The sequence below is a fragment of the Streptomyces sp. WG7 genome, assembly GCF_049975785.1.
Lineage (GTDB): Bacteria > Actinomycetota > Actinomycetes > Streptomycetales > Streptomycetaceae > Streptomyces.
This window is the reverse complement of record NZ_JBNGGE010000003.1, coordinates 201,175-225,000: the sequence shown is the minus strand read 5'-3', so window position 1 is coordinate 225,000 and position 23,826 is coordinate 201,175. Positions and strand designations below refer to the sequence as shown.

Here is a 23,826-nt window from a genome sequence, read left to right as displayed (position 1 = left end):
GGACGTGCTCGACTACGACAAGGAAGCGGAGCGGTACGACGCCTCCCGCGGCGGCGAGCCCCGCGCCGAGGCCGCCGCACAGGCCGTACTGAGCCTCGTACCGCGGCAGGCCCGCAGCCTGCTCGACGTCGCCTGCGGCACCGGCATCGTCACCCGGCGCCTCGCCGCCGGACGCGAGGGCATGCGCGTGACCGGCGCCGACCTCACCCCCACCATGGCCCGGTACGCGGCCGACCGGCTGCCCGGCGCCGTCGTGCTGGCCGACAGCCGCCGACTGCCCTTCCGGGACGGGGAGTTCGACGCCGTCAGCAGTGTGTGGCTGCTGCACCTCGCCGGCGGCGCCGAGAACGCGCGGGCGATCGTCGGCGAGTGCGCCCGCGTCCTGCGGCCCGGCGGGGTGTACGTGACGACGGTCGACAAGGGCGCCTCGCACAACGTGGGCAGCGACATCGACGCCGTGCTCGCCTCCCGCCCGCCCAGCACCGTCCACGATGCCGCGGACCTCGTCGAGTCCTACGCCCGCGCACACGGCCTGAGGCCGGCGGGCCAGGCCCGCTTCACCGGCCACGGCCAGGGCCGCAGCCCCCGTCGCACCGTCGCCGACCTGCGGCGCGGCTGGTTCGTCACGCTGCCGCCGGGCGATCCGCGCGCGGAGCGTTTCGCCGCCCGGCTGGCGGCCCTCCCCGACCAGGACCGGCCGCGCCCCGACCCGGTCTTCACCCTGAGGGCGTTCGCGAAATCGTAGGCCGGGTGCGGCAACCCGGCCGCTCCGGGCGGCGACTGAGAGACGGAACCCATCCGTCCTCAAGGAGGTCCGTCCCGTGAGGCACTCCCGCACGTACCGCAGACGCCCGTTCGTCCTGGCCGCGGCCCTCGCCGCCACCGGGCTCGCCGGCGCGGGTCTGACGACCCTCACCACCGACACCGCCGAGGCCGCCACGGCCCGGCAGGTCGAGGCCCTCGACCGGGGCGTGGTCAGCGTCCACACCGGTGACGGCAACCTGGTCAGCTGGCGCTGGCTGGGCACCGACCCGGACAACGTCTCGTTCAACGTCTACCGGGCCGGCACCAAGGTCAACTCCAGTCCGGTCACCCGCTCCACCACCTTCTTCCACTCGGGCGCCCCCTCCCACGCCGACTACACCGTCCGCGCGGTCGTGAACGGCACGGAGCAGGGCGACTCGGTCCACGCGATCCAGTTCCGGGCCGGCTACAAGGACGTCCCCATCAGCCCGCCGGCCGGCGGCACCACACCCGACGGCGTCTCCTACACCTACGAGGCCAACGACGCCTCCGTCGGCGACCTCGACGGCGACGGCGCGCCGGACCTCGTCCTCAAGTGGCAGCCGACCAACGCCAAGGACAACTCGCAGTCCGGCTACACGGGCAACACGATCGTCGACGGCGTCAAGCTCGACGGCACCCGCCTGTGGCGCGTCGACCTGGGCCGCAACATCCGCTCGGGCGCCCACTACACGCAGTTCCAGGTGTACGACTACGACGGCGACGGCAAGGCCGAGGTGGCCATGAAGACCGCCGACGGCACGCGGGACGGCACCGGCGCGGTCATCGGCAGTTCCTCGGCCGACCACCGCAACGCGTCCGGCTACATCCTGTCCGGCCCCGAGTACCTGACCATGTTCAACGGGCAGACCGGCAGGGCCATGGGCACCGTCGACTACGTCCCGGCCCGGGGCAACGTCTCCTCCTGGGGCGACTCCTACGGCAACCGCGTCGACCGGTTCCTGGCGGGCACGGCGTACCTGGACGGCTCCCGCCCCTCCCTGATCATGGCGCGCGGCTACTACACCCGCTCCGTCATCGCCGCCTGGGACTGGCGCGACGGGCGGTTCACCCGCCGCTGGACCTTCGACACCAACTCCTCCACCAACGCCGGCAAGGGCTACGACGGCCAGGGCAACCACCAGTTGTCCGTCGCCGACGTCGACGGCGACGGCAGGGACGAGATCGTCTACGGCGCGATGGCCGTCGACGACAACGGCCATGCCCTGTGGACCACGAGGAACGGCCACGGCGACGCCATGCACGTCGGCGACCTCGACCCGTCCCGTGCGGGCCTGGAGGAGTTCAAGGTCGACGAGGACGGCTCGAAGCCCTCCTCGTGGATGGCGGACGCGCGCACCGGCCAGGTCATCTGGTCCACCGGCGCGAACGGCGACAACGGCCGGGGCGTCTCCGCCGACATCTGGTCCGGCAGCGCGGGCGCCGAGTCCTGGTCGTCGGTCGAGAGCGGCATCCGCAACCCGAAGGGCACGGTCGTGAACAGCCGCAAGCCCTCCAGCGCCAACTTCCTGTCCTGGTGGGACGGCGACCCCGTCCGCGAACTCCTCGACGGCACCCGCGTCGACAAGTACGGCACCTCCGGCGACACCCGCCTCCTCACCGGCTCCGGCGTCGCCTCCAACAACGGCACGAAGGCCACACCGGTCCTCGCCGGCGACATCCTCGGCGACTGGCGGGAGGAGGTCGTCTGGCGCACGTCGAACAACACGGCCCTGCGCATCTACTCCACCCCGCACGACACGGACCGGAGGATCACGACCCTCCTCCACGACACCCAGTACCGCACGGCCCTGGCCTGGCAGAACACCGCCTACAACCAGCCCCCGCACCCGAGCTTCTTCATCGGCGCCGGCATGGCGACGGCGCCCAGGCCGACGGTGTACACGCCCTGACCTGCGGCGGGCTTCACCGCTGAGCGGCCCGAAGGGACTTCTGCAGTTGATCAACGTGTGGCATATTGTTCCGTGCATGCCAGGGGCGCGAGGTCCCCGGCCAGGGGAGGAAGCAGCATGAAGACCCGGAGAACCGCGATCCGAGCACTCGTCACCGGTGCCTGCGCGATCGGTCTGGCCGTCGGCCTGCAGGGCCAGGCGTGGGCGGGATCAGTGACCATCTACGCCCCCAACGGTGCGGGAAGCGCCACCTGGAACGCGGACCCGTCCGGTTCGATCCCCGGCGACGCCATCAGGGCCTGCGACACCAAGTCGGACGGCTGGGGCATCGAGACCGCCCTCGACTACAACTACGACGGTGTCATCGACCGGAGTGTCGACACCCGCGGCCACACGGCCGGTTACTGCAGTCCCTGGAAAGGCGGCGACCTCAGAGAGGGCAAGTCCGTCCGTATGTACGTCACCCCGGTCAAGGGTGGCAGCTACGGGCCCTCCACGTACATCGACGTCGTCGCCTGACCGACCTCGCAGCGACGGCCCCGAACCCTGCCGGTTCGGGGCCGTCGTGCGTGGGAGGCCACAGCCGCCCCTCGGCGGCGTGACCTGACGCGGGCGGGCGGTCAGCCGGTCGAGCAGGTCCGGCCCCCCACCGTGAACGACGCCGGTTTCGCGTTCGCGCCCGACCACTCGCCCGTGAAGCCGAAGCCCACCGAGGCGCCGGCCGGCACGTTGGCGTTCCAGCCGGTGTTCCTGGCCGTCACCGTCGTGCCCGACCGGGTGTGCTCGGCGTTCCACATCTGGGTCACCTTCTGGCCGTTCGCGAAGGACCAGTCCAGGGCCCAGCCGTTCCAGGGCGAGCTGCCGGTGTTGGTGAGGCGGACGTCCGCCTGGAAGCCGCCGGACCACTGGTTGGTGATCGTGTACGTCACCGTGCACGCGCCGGCCGGCCCCGGGCCGGGCCCGCCACCGTCGTCGCCGGCCGTGTCGCCGTAGATGACGCCCCGCCCGTTGGTCGCCACGTACACCCGCCCGTACACCCGCGGGTCGCCGGTGATGGCCGCGCCGGTCCAGCCCCACTGGTGGGCGTCGTCGTTGACGCGGGTCCAGGTGGCGCCCTGGTCGGTGGAGCGGAAGATGCCGCGGACGCCGCCGATCTCCGCGCTGGTGAACAGGGTCTGGTAGGAGGCGCCCGGTGCCGCCTTGCCGAAGCCGATGGTGTCGGCCTCGTCGACGTCGGACAGCTTGGTGAAGGTCGCGCCGCCGTCCGTCGAGTGCCACAGGCCGTACGGGCCGTCCGCCGCACCGCCGGCCAGCCAGATGTCGCCCTCCCCGCCCGGCAGCGCCTTGAAGCGGACACTGTCACCGGCGGGCAGGCCGGCCGCCGCCGACGGTGTGAAGGTCGCGCCGCCGTCCGTGCTGACGTAGAACGTGCCGGACTTGAAGCCGTAGAAGGTCTCGGGGTCGACCCGGTCGGACTCGACGACCGCCCCGGCCGGGATGCCGCTCGACGCCTGCCAGGACGTGCCGAAGCCCGTCGTGAAGTGCACGCCGGCGCCCTGCGGGCTCCACACGAAGCGGCTGCCGTCCGCGCCCGCCGCGACGGTGCCGCCGCCGCTCACCCCCGCGGGGTCCGTCCCGCCGAACCAGTTGGCTCCGTTGTCCGTGGAGAACGCGATGTGCGGGCCCGTGTCGAGATTGCCGGCCCGGACGACCGTGTCCGGGTTCGCCTCCGCGAAGTCCAGGCTCGTGGTGGAGGTGAAGTTCGGGGAGGTGAACATCATCGACGGGACCTCGGTCAGGCTCGTGTGCCGGAAGCCGCCGACGTCGCCCAGCGCGCTGAGCAGCGGGGCGCCCGACGGGGGAGCGGCCAGGTCGTTCACCGCCGTCTCCTCCAGGCCGCGCACCATGGGTTCGATGGTGAACCTGCCGCCGTCGTCGTCCCAGTTCGTGAGGTTCTCGGTGCCGTAAACCGTGGCGCCGGTGCCGTACATCATCCGGTCCGAGTCGAACGGGTCGATCTCCAGCGCCTCCGTCATCCAGCCCAGCTTCGGTGTCTCCTCGGGCGGCGACGGATTCGCGCCCCAGGTCAGCCAGGGGGACGACGAGACGTCCATCGTGTACCGGTTCTCGCGGGTGGGGTACGACGTGTAGTTCCACGCCTGCGTCCAGGTGCCGCCGCTGTCCGTGGAGCGGAAGATCTGCGTGTCCGGCCACCAGGAGCTGTACGCCGTCGCCATCACCGTGCCCGGGTTCTGCCGGTCGACGGTCAGGCCGCTGAAGCCGTAGTAGGTGTCCGCCTCCGCGACCGGGCTGATGTCCGTCCAGGTGCCGGTCGCCGTCGCGTACCGGTACAGCCGGCCCTTGCCGCCGTCGTACGGGCCGCCCGTGTCGCTGTAGGCGAGGTAGAGGTAGCCGTTCTCCGCGTCCAGCACGCCCTTGTGGGCCAGGTAGCCGGTGGGCTGACCGGGGATCCGCTGCCAGGTCGCGCCCGCGTCCGTCGAGCGGTAGACGGCGTTCTCCTTGTCGGCGACCCCGACGTAGACCGTCCTGGTCGCCGTACCCGCGCTGCCCGTCGACTCGTCGAACGTCACCCAGACGATGCCCTGGTTGTCGGAGGCGTAGCCGCTCGTGTCGCCCGGGTCCTGCGCGTAGTCGCCGGGGTTCGGGAAGGCCGTCACCTCGGCCCAGGTCGCGCCCGCGTCGGTCGACCGCCACAGGCCGTTCCCGCTGGGCGCGCCCAGGTACAGCACGTCGTTGTCGTGCGGGTCGACCGCGAGGCGCTCGCCCATGCCGCGGCCCGGCATGTTGCCGCCCAGCTTGAAGGGCAGGTCGGCCTTCTTCCAGGTAGCGCCCCGGTCGGCGGAGCGCAGGACCGCGCCGTTGCCCGGGTCCCAGTCGTTGGTGTACGTGCCGACCGCCGCGTACACCCGGTCCGGGTCGACGGAGTCGGAGGCCACGCTGACCACGCCGGTGTGGCCCCAGTCGTCCCAGCCGACGTGGTCGAGCAGCGGCGTCCAGGTCTGCGTCGGCTCCTGCCAGCGGTAGGCGCCGCCGATGTCGGTGCGGGCGTAGGCGAGGTCCTTCTCGGTGCGGTTGAAGACGATGCCGGGGACGAAGCCGCCGCCGTCGATGCGGGCGTTCTTCCAGGTGTAGGTGTCGGCGGTGAGTGCCGCCTGCGGTGCCTCGGCGGCCAGTGCGGCGGGGGCGCCCGAGAGCAGTCCGGCGGCCAGCGCGAGCACGGTCGTGAGGATGCGGGTTCTTCGCACGGTGGGGAGTCTTCCTTTCGCAGGGACCGTTCGGGGAGGGGGAACGTGCGAGGACCGGGCGGCCCTCGGCGTGGGTGAGGGGCCGCCCGGTCGGATGGTCCCGTCGTCCGGTGACGGGACCTGCACGCGGAGCCGTCAAGCGCCACCCGGAATGAAGCGGTGCCCACCGCGCCCCTCAGGGGCGCGGGGAACTGCGCGACCGGCCACGCACCGGCCCGCAGTCCCAAGAACCGCCCAACCCGCGGAGCGCCCGGCGGGGGCTATTCGAGCAGCTCCGCGTACGAACCCATGGCGAGGGCGATGTCCGCCTGCGCCCAGAAGCGGTGGTACGTGAACGTGGGCGCGGCACCGCCCGCGAGGTAGCTCTCGATCTTCGACCAGGCGGGGTCGTCCTGGTAGAAGGAGCGGATCGAGGAGAAGGTCGACGACGCGTCGATCGTGTCGCCGTTCGGCATGGTCCCGGTCCAGCCGCTGGGGACGTGCACCGGGTCGTCGAAGCGGTTGTAGTCGGCGCGGGTCTCCGGGACGGCGATGCCGAGCGCGGTCTGGTTGTTCTCCCACATGCCGTCCAGCAGCGCCTTCGCGGTCGCCGCCGCCTCCGTGTCGCCCGAGCGGTCGGCGTAGTACGTCAGGGTCTTGGCGTACGCCGCCGCCACGCCGACGTCGTTGGTGTAGTCCGCGACGGTGACGTGCAGGGAGGCGTTGTCACCGGGGGAGGCCGCGTTCCAGGTGTCCGGCTGCCCCGACCACTTCAGCGTCGAGGGCATCAGGAAGCTGCCGTCCGGGTTGACCGTCGTCTCCGACAGCGCCCAGTCGACCCACTTGTCCAGGACCTCCTTGGCCCGCGCGTCGCCGCTCTGCTGGTAGTACTCGGCGACCCGCTCCATGGACCACGCCTGGAAGCCGAACCACTGGTTGGACGGCGGGTCGTGGTAGACCGGCTTCTCGTCGTAGTACATGCCGTAGAAGGTCGGCGTGCCGGCCGGCGGGGTCGCGTACCGGCCCGCCCAGCTGTTGGTCGCGCCGCCCGCGATGGCGCCCTCGTCGGACTGCAGCCAGCGGTAGAACTCCACCTGCCGGTCCAGGGACTTCGCCCAGTCGGACGCGCCCGTCGCCGACTTCGGCTTCAGGTCGTCGTACGTGCTCAGCGCGTACGCGGCCAGCGGGTTCTGGTAGCCGCCGTGGGTGTGGCTGGAGCCGATGCGCCAGGCCCAGCCCGCCGAGGTGTCCACGGCGCCGCCCCAGGCGTAGTACCAGGACAGCAGGTAGTGCGAGGAGTCCTTGCCGGTGCCGGCCGGGCAGCTCGCCGGTCCCACGCAGTTCCCGACCTTCTTGAAGTACTTGTCGAACATGGCGTAGCGCAGGTAGTCGCCCATCTTGGCGGCCTTGTCGAGGGTGCCGGCGATCTCGTCGCCCTTGCCCTGCTCCTCGGCCCACTTGTCCGCCCAGTAGGCGGCCTGCACGGCCCGCGCGTCGGCGTCCGGGGCGTTGGTGAACTTCCACTGCTTCGCGTAGGACGCGTCACCCGTGAAGAGGTCCAGGTAGCCGTTCTTGCCGCCGTACTTGAAGGCGTCGCAGGTCGGCTGCGGCACCGTCTCCCACACCGACTCCTGCGCGCCGCGCTGGAAGGTGTTGATGTACGAGGGGCCGGTGTCGGACGGACCCGCCTCGCACTTGCCGGGCGAGTTGCCGTAGCCGTAGGTGTTGTCGACGTCCTGGAGCCAGTGCATGCCGTACACGTCGTCCGTGCCGTACGCCGACTTCAGCTCGGCGGCGATCGGGTCCGGGCCGACGGAGACGGTGCCGTCCAGCTTCGCCGGGTACTCCTCGGGCGTGTCCAGCTCGGGCGCGTAGGTCGCCGGCTTCGAGGCGTTGTAGGCCGAGTTGGTCGGCTGGTCGGCGTGGGTGGGGATCATGTACGTCTCCATGATCTCCCAGGCGTTGTTGAACCTCGTCCAGTCGCCGGTCACCTTGCCGTACATGGCCTGGAGCCACAGCAGGTAGCTGTACGCCTCGGACGTGGTCTCGTGCCCGTGGTCGGGGGCCTCGACGATCAGGGTCTCGACCGAGTGGTACGGGATGCCCTCGGGGGAGAAGTAGCCGTTCGCCGGGTCGGTGATCTTCCCGTAGAGCTCCAGGAAGCGGGCGTCGTAGTCCTTCGCGGCGGCCAGCTGGGTCACGGTGACCGTGGCCTTGCCGTGGCCGGGGGCCGTCGACTCGAAGACCGCCGAGCCGGTGCCGGAGGCGTCGGCCGCGATGGTCACCCGCTGTGCGGTGTCCCAGTTCGCCGGGGTGAAGGTGAGGGTCGCCCCGCCGGAGACGGTCAGACCGGTGTTGCCGCTCGCGTGGGACGTCGTCACGGCGACGTTGGCGGCCGGCTGCTTCGACAGCTTGACCTCGTACGTCCCCGACTCACCCTGCTGAACGCCCAGTTGGGTGGGGGTGGCCACCACGGTCGGTCCCGAGGCGATCGTGATGCCGACCGGTGTCGAGCTCGCGGAGGCGCCCGTGCTGTCGTACGCCTTCGCCACCAGGGAATGACTGCCCACGGTCAAGCCAGAGGCGGAGTGCGTGTAGGGCGAGCTGGTGTCGGTGCCCAGCAGTGTGGTGTCGTCGTAGAACTCCACCTTGCTGATCGTGGCGTCGTCGGCGGCGGCCGCCGTGGCCGCCAGCGGGACCGCCTCGCCCTGCGAGTACACCGCGCCCGCCTCCGGGCTGGTCAGTACCGCGATGGGCGGCTGGTGCGCGCCGACGCAGGAGGTGCCGTTGACCGCGAAGCCGGTCGGTGCGGTGTTGGTGCCGCTGTACGTGAACTGCCCGCCGGTGGAGACTGCGGCACCCGCGGCGATCCGCGCGTTGTACGGGGCGTTTTTCACGGTGACCGTCCGCCCCGACTGGGCCCAGGTGCCGTTCCAGCCGTTGGTCAGCTTCTGGTTCCCCGCGTAGTCGTACGTCAGCGTCCAGCCGTCGATGGCGTCGGCGCCGCGGTTGGTGAGCGTCAGCTCCGCGGTGAAGCCGGAGCCCCAGTCGTTGGTCCTGTAGTCCACGCTGCACTGGAGTGCCGCCGCCTGAGCGGGAGTCGAACCGCTGCTCAGCATCGTGAGGGGGAGTGCGAGAGCGGCGAGTGCGGTGGTCCACAACCGCCGCGCGGTGCGGCGTCTGCGTCTGCGTCCGGGATGCATGGTGCTGGTTCCTCCTTGCGGCTCGGGGAGGTGTGGGGGAGGAGCAACAAGCCTTGAACCAGTGGGAGCGCTCCCATAGTGGGGAGAGGGGGCGGGGCGGTCAAGATGTGTGAAGAGTCGAAAAGATTCGACAGGTGGTGCTGAGAGAAAGTCAGTGACTCCCCTGTTCTTCACCGTCACTTGGCGCTACCTTCACTGGCACCAGTGGGAGCGGTTCCATCAGTCGACGCGTTCGTCACGGCGCGCCCGAACTGCAAGGAGTCGCTCATGCGACACCCCCCGCTCCACCCTTCGTGTTCAGGACTTTTAGCCGCGGTCGCGGCCTGTCCCACGCGTCATCGGCCGGCGTGCCGGCCCGCACACCCCCCGGGCGGTCCCATCGCGCCCGCGGGCTGCTCCTGACCTCCGATCACGGCACCCCCATGCCGTTCGGCAGCGGGCCGCGCCCCGTCGGCGCGCGGCCCCGTACGACAGCACCCGCACCCCCACGAAAGAAGGAACCCGCACTCATGACCCGTAGCAGAACCGCGATGCTCGCCGCCCTGACACTGGTCGCCGGGGCAACCGGCACGGCCTTCGCCGCCCAGTCCGCGAACGCCGGCGCGGCGGCCGTCCCCTGCGCCGTCGACTACAAGGTGCAGAACGACTGGGGCAGCGGCTTCACCGCCGCCGTGACCGTCACCAACAACGGCGCCGCCACCTCCAGCTGGACGCTGGGGTGGACGTACGCCGGCAACCAGAAGGTCACCAACAGCTGGAACGCGAAGGTCAGCCAGAGCGGTGCCGCCGTCACCGTGGCCAACGAGTCCTACAACGGCACCCTGTCCACGGGCGGTTCGGCGAGCTTCGGCTTCCAGGGCACCTACAGCGGCAGCAACGCGATCCCGGCCCCCTTCACCCTCAACGGCGTGACCTGCAACGTCGACGACGGCGGATCGCCCGACCCGGACCCGACCGACCCGCCGGACCCCGGTGGCCCCTCCGACCGGGTGAACAACCCCTACGAGGGCGCCAAGGTCTACGTGAACCCCGAGTGGTCCGAGAAGGCCGCCGCCGAGCCGGGCGGCGACCGCATCGCCGGCCAGCCCACCGGTGTGTGGCTCGACCGGATCGCCGCCATCGAGGGTGTGAACGGCGGCATGGGCCTGCGCGACCACCTCGACGAGGCGCTGGTACAGAAGGGCTCCGGCGAGCTCGCCATCCAGCTGGTCATCTACAACCTGCCCGGCCGTGACTGCGCGGCCCTCGCCTCCAACGGCGAGCTGGGCCCGACGGAGATCGACCGGTACAAGACCGAGTACATCGACCCGATCGCCGCGATCCTCGCCGACCCGAAGTACGCGGACCTGCGGATCGTCACCACGGTCGAGATCGACTCGCTGCCCAACCTGGTCACCAACGTCTCGCCGCGGGAGACCGCCACGAAGAACTGCGACGAGATGAAGGCCAACGGCAACTACCAGAAGGGCGTCGGCTACGCCCTGAACAAGCTCGGCGACACTGCCAACGTCTACAACTACGTCGACGCCGGCCACCACGGCTGGCTCGGCTGGGACAGCAACTTCGGCCCCTCCGCCGAGATGTTCAAGACCGCCGCCACCACCGAGGGCGCGACCGTCGGCGACGTGCACGGCTTCATCGTCAACACCGCCAACTACAGCGCCCTGAAGGAGGAGAACTTCAAGATCACGGACTCGGTGAACGGAACCTCCGTGCGCCAGTCCGACTGGGTCGACTGGAACCAGTACACCGACGAGCTGTCCTACGCCCAGGCGATGCGCGACAAGCTGGTCTCGATCGGCTTCGACCAGAACCTCGGCATGCTGATCGACACCTCCCGCAACGGCTGGGGCGGCACGGCCCGGCCCGCCGGTCCCGGCCCGCAGACCGACGTCAACGCCTACGTGGACGGTGGCCGCTACGACCGCCGCATCCACCTCGGCAACTGGTGCAACCAGTCCGGAGCCGGCCTCGGTGAACGCCCGCAGGCCTCTCCCGCCGCCGGGATCGACGCGTACGTGTGGATGAAGCCCCCGGGCGAGTCCGACGGCGCGAGCGAGCCGATCGACAACGACGAGGGCAAGGGCTTCGACCGGATGTGCGACCCCACGTACGAGGGGAACGAGCGCAACGGCAACAACCCGTCGGGTGCCCTGGGTGACGCCCCGCTGTCCGGGCACTGGTTCTCCGCGCAGTTCCAGGAGCTGATGAAGAACGCCTACCCGCCCCTGTCATGAGCGGGCTCCGGCGTAGGTGACGCCGTCGGGGCCCGGCCTTCGGGCCGGGCCCCGGTGGCGCGTGCGATTTTGCGGTTGCGGCAACATGATTTGCCCCGAAGCGGTGAGCCGTCGCACGCTGACGGCATCGCGAACGGGAGGCTGACCACCATGGCGCACGACCACCATCACCACCAGCACAACCACGACCACCGTGGACCCGGGCACGGCCACGGCCACGGCCACGACCACACCGACATGGACTGGGCCAAGATGGCCCCGCTGCTGGAGGCGCAGGCGGAGCTGTACACGCCGCTGTACCGGCAGGCCATGACCTGGCTGGCACGGGAGGCGACCGAGCCCGGCCTGGTCGTCGACGTCGGCAGCGGACCCGGCGTCGTCTCCTGCCTGTTCGCCGACGCCTTCCCCGGCGCCCGCGTCGTCGCCGTCGACGGCGCCGGAGCGCTGCTGGAGCGGGCCCGCGACCGTGCCGCCCGGCTCGGCGTCGCCGACCGCTTCGGCACCCTCACCGGTGACCTGCCCGGCGTACTGGGCGAGCTCGACTACCCCGCCGATCTGATGTGGGCCGGCCAGAGCCTGCACCACCTCGGCGATCAGCGGGCGGCCCTGGCCGCGCTCGCCGGGCACCTCGCGCCGGGCGGCACGCTGGCGGTCCTGGAGGGCGGCCTGCCCGCCCGGTTCCTGCCGCGTGACCTCGGGATCGGGCGCCCCGGGCTGCAGGCCAGGATGCACGCCGTGGAGGAGGACTCGTTCGCGGAGATGCGCGCGAGCCTGCCCGGCTCCGTGAACGAGACCGAGGACTGGCCGGCGCTGCTGACCGCGGCGGGCCTGAAGCACACCGGTACCCGCAGCTTCCTGCTGGACCTGCCCGCGCCCGTCACGGACGAGGTCCGCGCGTACGTCGTCTCCTCGCTGTCCCGGCTGCGCGACCGGGTCGGGGACGGCCTCGACGCCGTCGACCGGACCACGCTGGACCGGCTGCTCGACCCCGGGGACGAGGCGAGCGCGCACCGGCGCCAGGACCTTTTCCTGCTGGTGGCGCACACGGTCTACACGGCCCAGCGGCCTTCCTGAGCCGCCCCGCCGCCCCGACCCGGGTACGGACTCCGAGAGCGCTCCAGGTGACGGACTCCCCACCGCCGGGGGGCCGTCACCGGGTTCTGGGACGCCACCGGCGGTCTGCCGCCCGGCGATTCACCGCCGACGAGATCGCCGACCCGGTCGTCCGGGCCATGGCGCGGCCCGCCGGTGCCGACGTCGACACCGTGGCCGTACGGCCGCCGGGGCAGCCCGACCGGGACACGCGAAGGGGCCCGGTCGCACCGACCGGGCCCCTTCGCGCAGGGATGAAGGTCATTCCCCGTTGAACTCCGCCGGGTCGGGGCCCAGCCGCCGGTCCTCGTTCAGCGCGCTGATCGCCGCGAGGTCCTCGTTGTCCAGGGTGAAGCCGAACACGTCGATGTTCTCCTTGATCCGGGACGGCGTCACGGACTTCGGGATCACCACGTTGCCGGTCTGGAGGTGCCAGCGCAGCACGACCTGGGCCGGGGTGCGGCCGTGCTTCTGGGCGATCGCCACGATCGCCGGGATCTCCAGGATGCCCTTGCCCTGGCCGAGCGGGGACCAGGCCTCGGTGGCGATGCCCTGCTCCGCGTGGTACTCGCGGGCGGCGTGCTGCTGGAGGTGCGGGTGCAGCTCGATCTGGTTGACGGCCGGGATGACCGACGTCTCGCCGATCAGCCGTTCCAGGTGCTCCGGCAGGAAGTTGGAGACGCCGATGGCGCGGACGCGGCCGTCGGCGTGCAGCTTCTCGAACGCCTTGTACGTGTCGACGTACCGCTCCTTGGCGGGCATGGGCCAGTGGATCAGGTACAGGTCCACGTACTCCAGGCCCAGCTTCGCCATCGACGTGTCGAAGGCGCGGAGGGTGGAGTCGTACCCCTGGTCCGTGTTCCAGAGCTTGGTGGTGACGAAGAGGTCCTCACGGGCGACGCCGGAGGCGGCGAGCGCCTTGCCGGTGCCCTCTTCATTGCCGTAGATCGCCGCTGTGTCGATGCTGCGGTACCCGGCCTCCAGCGCCTGGGCGACCGCCGTCTCGGCCTCGTCGTCCGGCACCTGCCAGACGCCGTAGCCCAGCTGGGGCATCTCGACGCCGTTGTTCAGGATGATCGGGGGGACCTTGCTGCTCACGAGCTCTTGATCCTTCGGTTGTGGTCAGGTGGTACTCATATCGTCAACGATCACGGCGCCCGCCGCATTCCTGACCGGCGAATTCATGCCGAGTACAGTGCTTCGACCTCGCCGCGGTAGGCCTCTTCGATGGCCTTGCGCTTCAGTTTCAGCGAGGGGGTCAGCAGCCCGTGCTCCTCGGTGAACGGCTGTGCGAGGATGCGGAACGTGCGGATGGACTCGGCCTGTGACACCAGCGTGTTGGCCGCGACGACCGCGCGCCGCACCTCCGTCTCCAGGTCGGCGTCGTGCACCAGCTCGGCCGCAGGGAGCCGGGGCTTGTTGCGCATCGTCAGCCAGTGGTCGACGGCCTCCTGGTCGAGGGTGATGAGGGCGGCGACGTAGGGCCGGTCGTTGCCGACGACGATGCACTGGCTGACCAGCGGGTGGTCCCGGACGCGCTCCTCCAGCAGCCCCGGGGAGAGGCTCTTGCCGCCGGAGGTCACCAGGATCTCCTTCTTGCGGCCGGTGATGGTGAGGTAGCCGTCCTCGTCCAGCGCGCCGAGGTCTCCGGTGGCCAGCCAGCCGCCCCGCAGGGTCTCGCCGGTGGCCTCCGGGTTGTTGAGATAGCCCTGGAAGACGTTGTCGCCGTTCAGCCAGATCTCGCCGTCGTCGGCGATGCGCACGGTGACGCCGGGCACGGGCACCCCGACGGTGCCGAAGCGGGTGCGTTCGGGCGGGTTGGCGGTGGCCGCCGCCGTGGACTCGGTCAGGCCGTACCCCTCGTAGATCCGCACACCCGCGCCCGCGAAGAACAGGCCGAGCCGCCGGTCCATCGCCGAGCCGCCCGACATGGCGTTGCGGATGCGTCCGCCCATCGCCGCCCGCACCTTGGCGTAGACGAGCTTGTCGAAGAGCTGGTGCTGCACGCGCAGCCCCGCCGACGGGCCGGGGCCGCTGCCCCAGGCCTTCGCCTCCACCGCCTCCGCGTACCTCACCGCCACGTCGACGGCCTTCTCGAAGGGACCGGCCTTGCCCTCCTGCTCGGCCTTGCGCCGGGCCGCGTTGAACACCTTCTCGAAGATGTACGGCACGGCCAGGATGAACGTCGGCCGGAAGGCGGCCAGATCGGGCAGCAGCGCGGCGGCGTTCAGCTGCGGCTGGTGGCCGAAGCGGACCCGGCCGCGGATCGCCGCGACCTCCACCATGCGGCCGAAGACGTGGGCGAGCGGCAGGAACAGCAGGGTCGCCGCCTCGTCGCCCTTCCGGGAGTGGAACACCGGCTCCCAGCGCTCGATGACGGTGTCCGCCTCGTACATGAAGTTGCCGTGCGAGATGACGCAGCCCTTGGGCCGGCCGGTGGTGCCCGAGGTGTAGATGACGGTGGCGGGCGTGTCGGGTGTGACCGCCTTCCGGTGCCGGTGCACCACCTCGTCGTCCAGGTGGGCGCCCGCGTCGTACAGCTCCTGGACGGCGCCGGAGTCGAGCTGCCACAGGCCCCGCAGGTGCGGCAGCCGGTCGATGACGGTGGCGATCGTCATCGCGTGGTCCTCGTGCTCGACGACCGCCGCGGTCACCTCGGCGTCGTGCAGCATCCACAGGCACTGCTCGGCCGACGAGGTCGGGTAGACGGGCACCACCTGGGCGCCGATCGTCCACAGGGCGAAGTCGAGGAGGGTCCACTCGTAGCGGGTGCGGGACATGACGGCGACCCGGTCGCCGAAGCGGATGCCCTGGGCGAGGAGCCCCTTGGCGAGGGCCAGCACCTCGTCGCGGAACGCGCCGGCGGTCACGTCCCGCCACCGCCCGGCGTCGTCCTTGCGGCCGAGCGCGATGTGGTCCGGGTCCTCCTGGGCATGCCGGAAGACCACGTCGGCCAGACCGCCCACCGGTGGTGGCAACGTCGACGGAGGACTGGTGAACTCGCGCAAACCCCGCTCCCCGCTTCTGGTGGCCCCCCGCACAGCGCGGTGAAAGCTACCCCACGCGGGGCCGGGGCGGGAGGGCCGCAAAAATCGAACAGCGCTCATGTTCACGCTGGTCAGCGAGAGGAAATGCGCTCACATGGGGAAGGGTCGGGCACGTTCCCGGCCGTTGGGCGGGTTTCGGCTCCGCAATCTCCACCGAATCTGTACGACACACTTACCGTCGGTACGCGGCCGCGGTCGCCCACTCCTCCTTCAGCGCGGGCGCCGCGGATTCCGTCACACCCGCACCCCGGCCCGCCTATCCGAGGCCCGTGCGCCGAGGCCGCTGCAACCGGTCGCCGCCCGCCAGGACCGCCGACGCGAGGGCGTCCGCCGCGCCCTGCGCCGAGGGGCGGCGCCGGCCGTGCACCAGCACGAAGTCGACCCGGCCGAGCTCCGGCAGCGCGGCCCGGTCCGGCACCCGTACCAGGCCGGGCGGGATCAGTCCGCGTGAGTGCGCCATCACGCCGAGGCCCGCGCGGGCCGCCGCGATCAGCCCGTTGAGGCTGCCGCTGGTGCACGCGACGCGCCACTCGCGGCCCTGGCGCTGCAGGGCGTCGAGAGCGAGCGCGCGGGTGATGCCCGGCGGCGGATAGACGATGAGCGGCACCGGGCGGTCCGGGTCGAGGCGCAGCCGCTCCGCGCCGATCCACACCAGACGGTCCCGCCAGACAGGCTCGCCCCGCGGGTCCTCGGGCCGCCGCTTGGCCAGCACCAGGTCGAGCTTCCCGGCGGCCAGCTGCTCGTGCAGCGTCCCCGACAGCTCCACCGTCAGCTCCAGGTCGACCTCGGGGTGGTCGTGCCGGAAACCCTCCAGGATCTCCGGCAGCCGGGTCAGCACGAAGTCCTCGGAGGCCCCGAACCGCAGCCTTCCGCGCAGCCGGGTGCCCGTGAAGAAGGCCGTCGCCTGCTCGTGCACCTCCAGGATCCGGCGCGCGAACCCGAGCATCGCCTCGCCGTCCTCCGTCAGCTCCACGGAGTGCGTGTCGCGGCTGAAGAGCTGCCGGCCGGTGGCGTCCTCCAGCCGCCGCACGTGCTGGCTCACGGTGGACTGGCGCAGTCCGAGCCGCCGGGCGGCCTGCGTGAAGCTCAGCGTCTGGGCCACCGACAGGAACGTACGCAGGTGAGAGGGGTCGTACACCCTCCCACGCTATCGCGGTACGTGATGACAGTCAGAGCGGTATACCGGTTTCCCGATCGCTGAGCGAGGGAGCAGGATGATGGAGCCGGGGCCTGGGAGCCCCGCGAACGCGATGAACGAGCACGACGAGCAAGACGAATGAGCACGACGAGCAAGTGGAGCACCGTGAGACGCCTGCGACGGCCGCGTCGGCTGCCGATCGACCCGTACATCCTGCTGCTGCTCGGGACGGTGGGCCTCGCGGCGCTGCTGCCGGCCCGCGGCACGGGCGCGGACATCGCCTCCGGTGCCTCCACCGCCGCGATCGCGTTCCTCTTCTTCCTCTACGGCGCCCGGCTCTCCACCCGTGAGGCGATGGACGGAGTGCGCCACTGGCGGCTCCACGTCACCGTGCTGGCCTGCACCTTCGTCGTCTTCCCGCTGCTCGGCCTCGCGTCCCGCGGCCTCGTCCCCGTCTTCCTGACCGACCCCCTCTACCAGGGCCTGCTCTTCCTCACCCTGGTCCCGTCGACCATCCAGTCCTCGATCGCCTTCACCTCCATCGCGCGCGGCAACGTGCCCGCCGCGATCTGCGCCGGGTCCTTCTCCTCCCTGGTGGGCATCGTCGTGACGCCGCTGCTGGCGGCAGCCCTGCTCGGCGGCGCGGGCGGGGGCGGGTTCTCGGCCGACTCGGTGGTCGAGATCGTGCTGCAGCTGCTGGTGCCGTTCGTCGCCGGGCAGGCGCTGCGCCGCTGGATCGGTGGCTTCGTCGCCCGGCACAGGAAGGTCCTCGGGCTCGTCGACCGCGGCTCGATCCTCCTCGTCGTCTACACCGCGTTCAGCGAGGGCATGGTCCAGGGCATCTGGCACCAGGTCAGCCCGGTCCGGCTGGCCGGGCTGCTGGCGGTGGAGGCCGTGCTGCTGGCCGTGATGCTGCTGCTCACCTGGTACGGGGCGAAGACGCTGCGCTTCGGCCGCGAGGACCGGATCGCGATCCAGTTCGCCGGGTCGAAGAAGTCGCTCGCCGCCGGACTGCCGATGGCGAGCGTCCTGTTCGGCGCCCAGGCCTCGCTGGCCGTGCTGCCGCTGATGCTCTTCCACCAGATGCAGCTGATGGTGTGCGCGGTCATCGCCAAGCGCCGGTCACGCGATCCGGAGGCGATCGCCTCCGAGGAGGCGGAGGAGGCGGAGGAGGCGGAAGGGGCGGAGAAATCAGAGGGGTCAGTGGGGGCGGAGGGGGCAGAGGGGTCAGAGGGGTCCGCCGCCCCGGCGCGCACCACGGTCCGCACCAGGAGGCGCTGAGCGGGCGGCGGCACCCTCAGCCGCCCGCCTGCACTCCGTCCATGGGCAGGTACAGGACGGTGTTCCCGATGGCCGACCGCGGGTTCCCGGCGGCGATCTCCTCGTCGGTCAGCGCCCGGTTCCAGACGTGCACCTCGTCGATCGCGCCGGTCAGCCGGGCCCGGCCGTCCACGCGCTCCCCGATGTGCACCCCGAAGGGCGAGTTCCGGCTGACCGAGCCGGGCACGTCCGCCGCGCCGACCGCCGTACCGTCGACGAACAGCGTGAGCCGCCCCCCGCCGCGGCGCAGCGCCAGATGATGCCACTGCCCGTCGTTGTGGGCGCGGTCGGTGCGCACCCACGCCGAGCGCGGGGCCGCCCCGCCGTCGCGCGTGGTGATCAGCCCCTGGATCCGGCCGTTGCCGGGCTCGGCGCGCAGCCACACCTGGGGCTGTGCGGTGCCGACCCCGCCCATCCACAGCAGCGGCTGCTCCCCGCCGTCCGCCGTGTACCGGAACCACAGCGACGCCGTGAAGTCCCCGGCCCCGAGCGGAAGCCGCTCGTCGTACGGCAGCCGTACGGCGTCGTCGGCGCCGTCGAAGGAGAGGGCGCCGCCCACCGCGCCGTCGGTCGTCCCGGCGCCGCCGAGCACGGCCGCGGGCGCGGCACCCGCGGCGAGGTCCGGGGTGGTGGGATCGGCGCCCCGGCGCGGCTGGAGCCAGTCCTCGGTGAAGCGGGCGAAGCGGATCTCGTCGCGGGCGTCCACCGTCCCGGCCTCGTACAGCAGGCCCACCGCCGCGTCGTCGACGGCCACCAGGTCGGAGTAGCCGGACCAGTCCCGGGTGACGACCGTGCCGCGGTCCACGCTGTCCCAGGTCGCGCCGCCGTCGTAGGAGGAGCGGATGGTCATCGTCCGGCGCCGGTCGGGATCGGCGGGCGCGGACAGCAGCATCCGGTCGCCGCGGCGGAGCACGGCCCCCTGTACCTGCGGCGTATACAGGTCCGGGAGGGCCCGGAAGGGGCCTGCGAAGCTGTCGCCGCCGTCGCGGCTGACGGCCTGGGTGCGGTGGCCGAGGTCGGTGCCGTGCTCCTCCCGGCCGCTGACCAGGAGCGTGCCGTCGGCGCGTTCGGTGAGGGTGACCTCGGACGGCTTCTGCCGGAAGGTGCCGTCGGCGGCGACGGGCCAGGTGTCGGTGGCACCCACCCTCCAGTGCTCGCCGCCGTCGTCGCTGACCACCAGCGCCGCGTGGTTGGCGGTGACCCTCTCGCCGTCCCAGGTCTCGGCGTTGACGCCGGCCACGAGCCGCCCGGCGTGGCTGCCGCCGGTGAGCTGGACGCCGTGCACGGGGCCGGTGGCGTACCAGGAGTTCCAGCCGGGCGGCTGGATGCCGGCACTCAGGTCGCGGGGCGCGGACCAGGTGCGGCCGTCGTCGTCGCTGTACTGGAGGTGCGGGGTGCGGGCACAGGGCACCGCGCAGCCGGCGGCGTCCGTACGGCCGGCGTTGTACGTCTCGAGCAGCAGGATCCGGCCGGTGGTGCGGTCCACGACCGGGGCCGGGTTGCCGTGGGTGTCGCCGCCGCCGTCGTTGACGACCTGGAGCGGGCCCCAGGTGCGCCCGCCGTCGGTGGAGCGTTTGACGACGATGTCGATGTCACCGGCGTCTCCGCAGTTCAGGACGCGGCCCTCGGCGAAGGCCAGCAGGGTGTCGTCCGTCGTCCGCACGATCGCCGGAATGCGGAAGCAGGCGTAGCCGCCGGGGTCCCGGTCCGCTCGGAAGAGGACCTGCTGCTCGAACTCGGGCGCCCGGGTCCTGGCTTCGGCGTGGGCGGGGAGCGAGGCGGCGGCCAGGGCGAACAGTGAGGCGAGGGCGAGCAGGGGGGAGCGCGGACACGTGCGGGAGGGTGACGGCATGGAACGGTCTGCCCTTCGGGCGGCTGGTCGGGAGGGAGCCGATCATCAGGACATCACTACATCAGGACATGCCGTGCCCGGTACGTCCTCTACAGTTTGCGCGCGTGTCGCCCGACGGAGCCGAGGAGGACACGCGGGAACCCGGCGTCGCAGGGGCCCGGGAGCGGGGGGTCATGGGATCCAGGAGGCCCCGGGATCCGCCCGGGATCGAGCCGGAGCCCGCTGCGGCGCAGGAAGGCGCTCCCCGCCGGTCGGGCCCCGCCGCCGTGTCCGCGGAGGGCCGGGTCAGCCCTGGGCGGCCTCGGCCCGCAGGGCGACGCGGTCCTCACCCGCGTACACGTTCATAGAACTGCCCCGCAGGAAGCCCACCAGCGTCAGCCCCGTCTCGGCGGCCAGGTCCACCGCGAGCGAGGACGGCGCCGACACCGCGGCCAGCACCGGGATGCCCGCCATCACGGCCTTCTGCGCCAGCTCGAAGGAGGCCCGGCCCGACACCAGCAGGACCGACCGGGACAACGGCAGGTCCCCGTTCTGCAGGGCGCGGCCGATCAGCTTGTCGACCGCGTTGTGCCGGCCCACGTCCTCCCGTACGTCCACCAGCTCACCGTCCTCCCGGAACAGGGCCGCCGCGTGCAGGCCGCCGGTCCGGTCGAAGACCCGCTGGGCGGCGCGCAGCCGGTTGGGCAGGCCCGCCAGGAACTCCGGGGTGACGCGGACCGGGGGAGTGTCGGCGATGGGCCAGCGGGCCGTCGTACGCACCGCGTCCAGGCTGGCCTTGCCGCACAGACCGCAGGACGAGGTCGTGTAGACGTTCCGCTCCAGCGTGATGTCGGGGATCGGCACGCCCGGGGCCGTCCGTACGTCGACGACGTTGTACGTGTTGGCACCGTCGGCCGTCGCGCCCGCGCAGTAGACGATGTTCTGCAGGTCGCCCTGCTCGGCGAGCACGCCCTCGCTGACCAGGAAACCGGCGGCGAGCGCGAAGTCGTCGCCCGGAGTGCGCATCGTGATCGCGAGGGGTTTGCCGTTCAGCCGGATCTCCAGCGGTTCCTCGGCGACGAGGGTGTCCGGGCGGGTGGAGACCGCGCCGTCCCGTATCCGGATCACCTTGCGTCGTTCCGTGACTCGTCCCATGTCGCGTGTCCCGATTCCCGTGTGGCGTGTGGCGTGTGACGTGTGGCGTTTTCCGTGTGCCGGTCGGTCCCGGTTCTGTACGTGCCGGTAGCCGAAGCGGCCCTCGATTGCACAGGTTGCCGCGGGTCACCGGGTTGTCGTGCGGCGAGGCGACCTTCACGATCTCATTGTCCTGCACGTACGGGGTGAGGCCGCAGCCCGCTCCGCGGTACGCGCACGCCGTGGTCGTCTCGCTCCGTCACTCCTCGTCCCAGGTGCCGGCCGCGCGTTCTCTCGCCTCTGCGGAACTGTTGCTTCGGCGTCAATCGATCACGGTTCAGCGGCTGTCCCCTGTGCCAGCGGACGTTCCTGGACACTGCGTTGTCGGAGGTTACGTCTAGGTTGATCCGCAAGATCACTGGCGGGTGGCGTCAGGGGTATTCGGAGCGATCGTGGGGGTTGCCGTTCACTGGTGGAACAGAAAGCCCGGGAGCGGGCGGGGTGGCTGCTTGAGCCATTGGTGAAGGTAGGGCCGTTGCGGTTCGGGATGAACCCGGACGAGGTGGCATCGGCCCTGGACGGAGCGGTTGCCCACGTCTCGCAGGGGTTGGGCAGCGGCATCGGCTGGGGCTATTACACGGACTGGGGTGTGACTGCGGTCTACGGCGAGGACAACGGCCTGGTTGCCGTAGCGATCGATGCGATGGATGGGCCGCTGGTGCGCCTGCGGGACATCGACCTCATAGCCCGGGTGCCGTCCGAGGTAAGCGCAGACATTCAGGACCTCGCACAGCGGGAGGGGCTTTCCGTGCGAGTGAACTGGAGCGGTGATCCGGAAGTCGAGGCATGGGGGGTCTCGATGGGCGCCGCACAGGAGCAGGGGCTGTCGCCCGAGGGGTACACACAGCGGCTGGACACGATGATCACGAACGCGCTACTGGTTGGTCCGGAGCTGGCGAACAACCCGTTCGAGTCCGAGCCGGTCATCCGCCGGCGCGACGTCCGTGACGAGCCGCCGAACGTGGGGGCGTGGCCAGTAAGGGCTGAGCAGGAGCGACAGCACTGGGACTGGACACCGTTGGAGAGCGTCGGTCCGCTCAGGTTCGGTATGAAGCCGCAGGAGGTGGCTGCTGCCCTGAGCGAGAAGCCGACCACCCGCCATGGCCGGTATCCCTTCGGAACGTCGTGGGAGGGCCTGGGACAGTGGATCCTGGGCGAGGACCGCTTCGACCGCGTAGGCATAACCGCCCACTACTCCAGTGGCTATAACTGGCCCCCCCTCTCGGCGCTGTCACCATTCACGGACGGACTGGGCCTCAGGTCGAGTTCGCGGGCATCCGGCTGATCGGCATGACGGTCTCGGCCGTTGACACAGCCCTGATCCAGCACATCGAAGAGCGAGACCTGGGCCTGGTGATCGGCTGCGGCGGCGACCTCGGGGTGGACGGTCTCAACATGTACGTACGAGCCAGCAGAGCCGGGGACACCGTGGTGAGCGAGGCCCGGTTCTGCCCAGTGGAATGGGAAGACCACGGCTAATCCGCAAGGCGCCTCGATCGCTCCGCGGTGTACCGCATCTTGCTCCTGGTCCCACGCTGTTACCCCACGGCTTGGGTGCCGGCACAGCCGCCACTGGGTTGAGCGTGCCGGAGGTGTAACACCTGGCTACGTAGGCGACTTGCAGGAACGGTTGCAGCCGGATTCGGGGAACGGTCGCGGCTGGTTGTCGTGGGGAATGTCGGCGAGATCCAGGAACAGTGCCAGCGGCTCGCAGCGGTGCATGCCGACCGGATCTGTCGCGTTCCGAACGGATCAGGAGAGCACCCATTGGGGCGGGTGTCCCGGGTCGGTCGGGCAGGTGAAGACGTGTAGGTCCCGGTCACGGCCGAAGCGAAGCCGGGTGGGCTGGGCGACGGACTGGCCGCCCCGGATCGAGACCATCCCCTGTAGGGACGGATCGCGGTCCTCCAGCGGCATCCAGCTGTGCGAGTCGGCGTCCATCTCGTCGCCCCCGGCCGTCAGCAGGAGCCGCATCGGGGCGCCACAGGACGCGCAAGTGATGTCCATCGGGCCCGTCGACGCCCAGCTGGGAAAGCCGCCGACCCGCCAGCCGGGCGGGATGGAGAGAGCGCCTTGGTAGTTCGGGGCGTTGCGGCCGCCTTCCGCCGTCTGGGCGTCGTCCCAGGCGTCGATGCTGGCGATCAGAGCCGCAGGCAGCGTGTCGTCCTCCGCCCAGGGATAGGTGTCCACCTCCTCGGGGTGCACGACGCAGGGTTCGGGAAGTTCGTGCTCCCACCGGAGCAGCGGCGCTTCAGGCGCGGCGGCAAGGAAGCGGTCCACTCGCTCCGTCTGCGCGGCCAGCCTCCACCGCAGGAGGTATCGTCGCTCCAGGTACGGGCCGTGGGTGCGCGGGCAGCGGAAGAGCTGCACCAGGTCAGCGCCGCCGGGACCGGCGGCAAGGCCAGGGATGTCCCGGCCGAAGAGCTGGGCGAGCGCCACGAAGGGGGTCGGCCCGTCCTCCCCCGGGCTGCTGGCGCCGTGCCACGGGCGACTCCGGGGCCGCACGCCCGCGGCCCGGGCGGTGCGGATGTCCTCCGGTGCGTATCCCTCGGTCTCGGGCTGGTGCAGTTCGCGGCAGACCGGCCACGGCTCGTCGCTGGGCCACAGCAACGGCCCGCCGACATGGCTGTCGTGCCGCCCGGGCTGCCCCGGCCGCGGGTGCAGGCGGGTCGTTCGCCCTCGGTATGCCACCAGCTCGGGGAACACGGCCTCCACGGCAACCGGCCTGGCCGGCGTTGTCCTGGTCATAGGCGGAACGTACGCGGCCGGGAGCATGCCACGCGAACGGGTTACCGCGATCCCTCCCACGAGGACACCACGTCC

Annotated in this window: 16 protein-coding genes and 1 pseudogene; 8 read left to right on the top strand and 9 right to left on the bottom strand. The window is 71.4% G+C overall.

From position 1 onward, the window contains the following. Positions 1-4 precede the first annotated feature (4 nt). The 3 genes from ACP4J0_RS05455 (at position 5) to ACP4J0_RS05445 (ending at position 3,215) form a co-directional block, all read left to right on the top strand. The gene (locus tag ACP4J0_RS05455) at positions 5-745 is read left to right on the top strand and encodes a class I SAM-dependent methyltransferase (protein WP_426597443.1); all 741 of its coding nucleotides are present in this window, start codon (positions 5-7) and stop codon (positions 743-745) included. A 76-nt stretch (positions 746-821) separates the two neighbouring features. Further along, positions 822-2,696 (top strand): rhamnogalacturonan lyase, encoded by a 1,875-nt coding sequence (locus ACP4J0_RS05450; protein WP_426597442.1) that lies wholly within the window; start codon positions 822-824, stop codon positions 2,694-2,696. Positions 2,697-2,813: 117 nt separating this feature from the next. After that, positions 2,814-3,215 carry a hypothetical protein gene (locus ACP4J0_RS05445; protein WP_426597441.1) on the top strand — a complete coding sequence of 134 codons (402 nt, stop codon included), beginning with the start codon at positions 2,814-2,816 and terminating at the stop codon, positions 3,213-3,215. A 101-nt stretch (positions 3,216-3,316) separates the two neighbouring features. Here the strand turns inward: ACP4J0_RS05445 and ACP4J0_RS05440 are convergent, their stop codons facing one another. After that, on the bottom strand, positions 3,317-5,962 hold the full coding sequence (locus tag ACP4J0_RS05440; RefSeq protein ID WP_426597440.1) for a cellulose binding domain-containing protein: 2,646 nt from the start codon (positions 5,960-5,962) through the stop codon (positions 3,317-3,319). A gap of 260 nt (positions 5,963-6,222) precedes the next feature. Then, positions 6,223-9,144 (bottom strand): glycoside hydrolase family 48 protein, encoded by a 2,922-nt coding sequence (locus ACP4J0_RS05435; RefSeq protein WP_426597439.1) that lies wholly within the window; start codon positions 9,142-9,144, stop codon positions 6,223-6,225. A gap of 509 nt (positions 9,145-9,653) precedes the next feature. Between ACP4J0_RS05435 and ACP4J0_RS05430 the strand changes: the two genes are divergently transcribed. Continuing rightward, complete coding sequence (locus ACP4J0_RS05430) at positions 9,654-11,381, top strand: glycoside hydrolase family 6 protein (RefSeq protein WP_426597438.1); 1,728 nt, start codon at positions 9,654-9,656, stop codon at positions 11,379-11,381. A 150-nt stretch (positions 11,382-11,531) separates the two neighbouring features. Further along, entirely contained in the window at positions 11,532-12,455 is a 924-nt protein-coding gene (locus ACP4J0_RS05425; protein WP_426597437.1) for a class I SAM-dependent methyltransferase, read from the top strand. A 279-nt stretch (positions 12,456-12,734) separates the two neighbouring features. Here ACP4J0_RS05425 and ACP4J0_RS05420 read toward each other — a convergent pair whose 3' ends face one another. The 3 genes from ACP4J0_RS05420 to ACP4J0_RS05410 all read right to left on the bottom strand — a co-directional run bounded on the left by ACP4J0_RS05420 (position 12,735) and on the right by ACP4J0_RS05410 (position 16,658). Next, entirely contained in the window at positions 12,735-13,571 is an 837-nt protein-coding gene (locus tag ACP4J0_RS05420; RefSeq protein WP_426597436.1) for an aldo/keto reductase, read from the bottom strand. Between the two features lie 83 nt (positions 13,572-13,654). Further along, a complete protein-coding gene (locus ACP4J0_RS05415) occupies positions 13,655-15,481 on the bottom strand; it encodes an AMP-dependent synthetase/ligase (protein WP_426597435.1) in 1,827 nt (608 codons plus the stop codon). Positions 15,482-15,776: 295 nt separating this feature from the next. Further along, entirely contained in the window at positions 15,777-16,658 is an 882-nt protein-coding gene (locus tag ACP4J0_RS05410; RefSeq protein ID WP_426597434.1) for a LysR substrate-binding domain-containing protein, read from the bottom strand. Between the two features lie 138 nt (positions 16,659-16,796). Here ACP4J0_RS05410 and ACP4J0_RS05405 point away from each other — a divergent pair, with 138 nt between their 5' ends. Beyond that, entirely contained in the window at positions 16,797-17,939 is a 1,143-nt protein-coding gene (locus ACP4J0_RS05405) for a bile acid:sodium symporter family protein (RefSeq protein ID WP_426597433.1), read from the top strand. A gap of 16 nt (positions 17,940-17,955) precedes the next feature. On the opposite strand, the gene ACP4J0_RS05400 is transcribed toward ACP4J0_RS05405, so the two are convergent. The 3 genes and pseudogenes from ACP4J0_RS05400 to ACP4J0_RS05390 all read right to left on the bottom strand — a co-directional run. Continuing rightward, the gene (locus ACP4J0_RS05400) at positions 17,956-19,830 is read right to left on the bottom strand and encodes an exo-alpha-sialidase (RefSeq protein WP_426597432.1); all 1,875 of its coding nucleotides are present in this window, start codon (positions 19,828-19,830) and stop codon (positions 17,956-17,958) included. A gap of 285 nt (positions 19,831-20,115) precedes the next feature. Beyond that, a complete protein-coding gene (gene fdhD, locus ACP4J0_RS05395; RefSeq protein ID WP_426597431.1) occupies positions 20,116-20,964 on the bottom strand; it encodes a formate dehydrogenase accessory sulfurtransferase FdhD in 849 nt (282 codons plus the stop codon). Positions 20,965-21,030: 66 nt separating this feature from the next. Further along, positions 21,031-21,232, bottom strand: a pseudogene (locus ACP4J0_RS05390) (2Fe-2S iron-sulfur cluster-binding protein); the annotation flags it as partial. Between the two features lie 183 nt (positions 21,233-21,415). Between ACP4J0_RS05390 and ACP4J0_RS05385 the strand changes: the two are divergent. Further along, positions 21,416-22,288 (top strand): hypothetical protein, encoded by an 873-nt coding sequence (locus ACP4J0_RS05385; RefSeq protein ID WP_426597430.1) that lies wholly within the window; start codon positions 21,416-21,418, stop codon positions 22,286-22,288. A 5-nt stretch (positions 22,289-22,293) separates the two neighbouring features. After that, a complete protein-coding gene (locus ACP4J0_RS05380; protein WP_426597429.1) occupies positions 22,294-22,482 on the top strand; it encodes a hypothetical protein in 189 nt (62 codons plus the stop codon). 273 nt (positions 22,483-22,755) lie between these two features. Here the strand turns inward: ACP4J0_RS05380 and ACP4J0_RS05375 are convergent, their stop codons facing one another. Next, positions 22,756-23,751 (bottom strand): hypothetical protein, encoded by a 996-nt coding sequence (locus tag ACP4J0_RS05375; RefSeq protein WP_426597428.1) that lies wholly within the window; start codon positions 23,749-23,751, stop codon positions 22,756-22,758. Positions 23,752-23,826 lie beyond the last annotated feature (75 nt).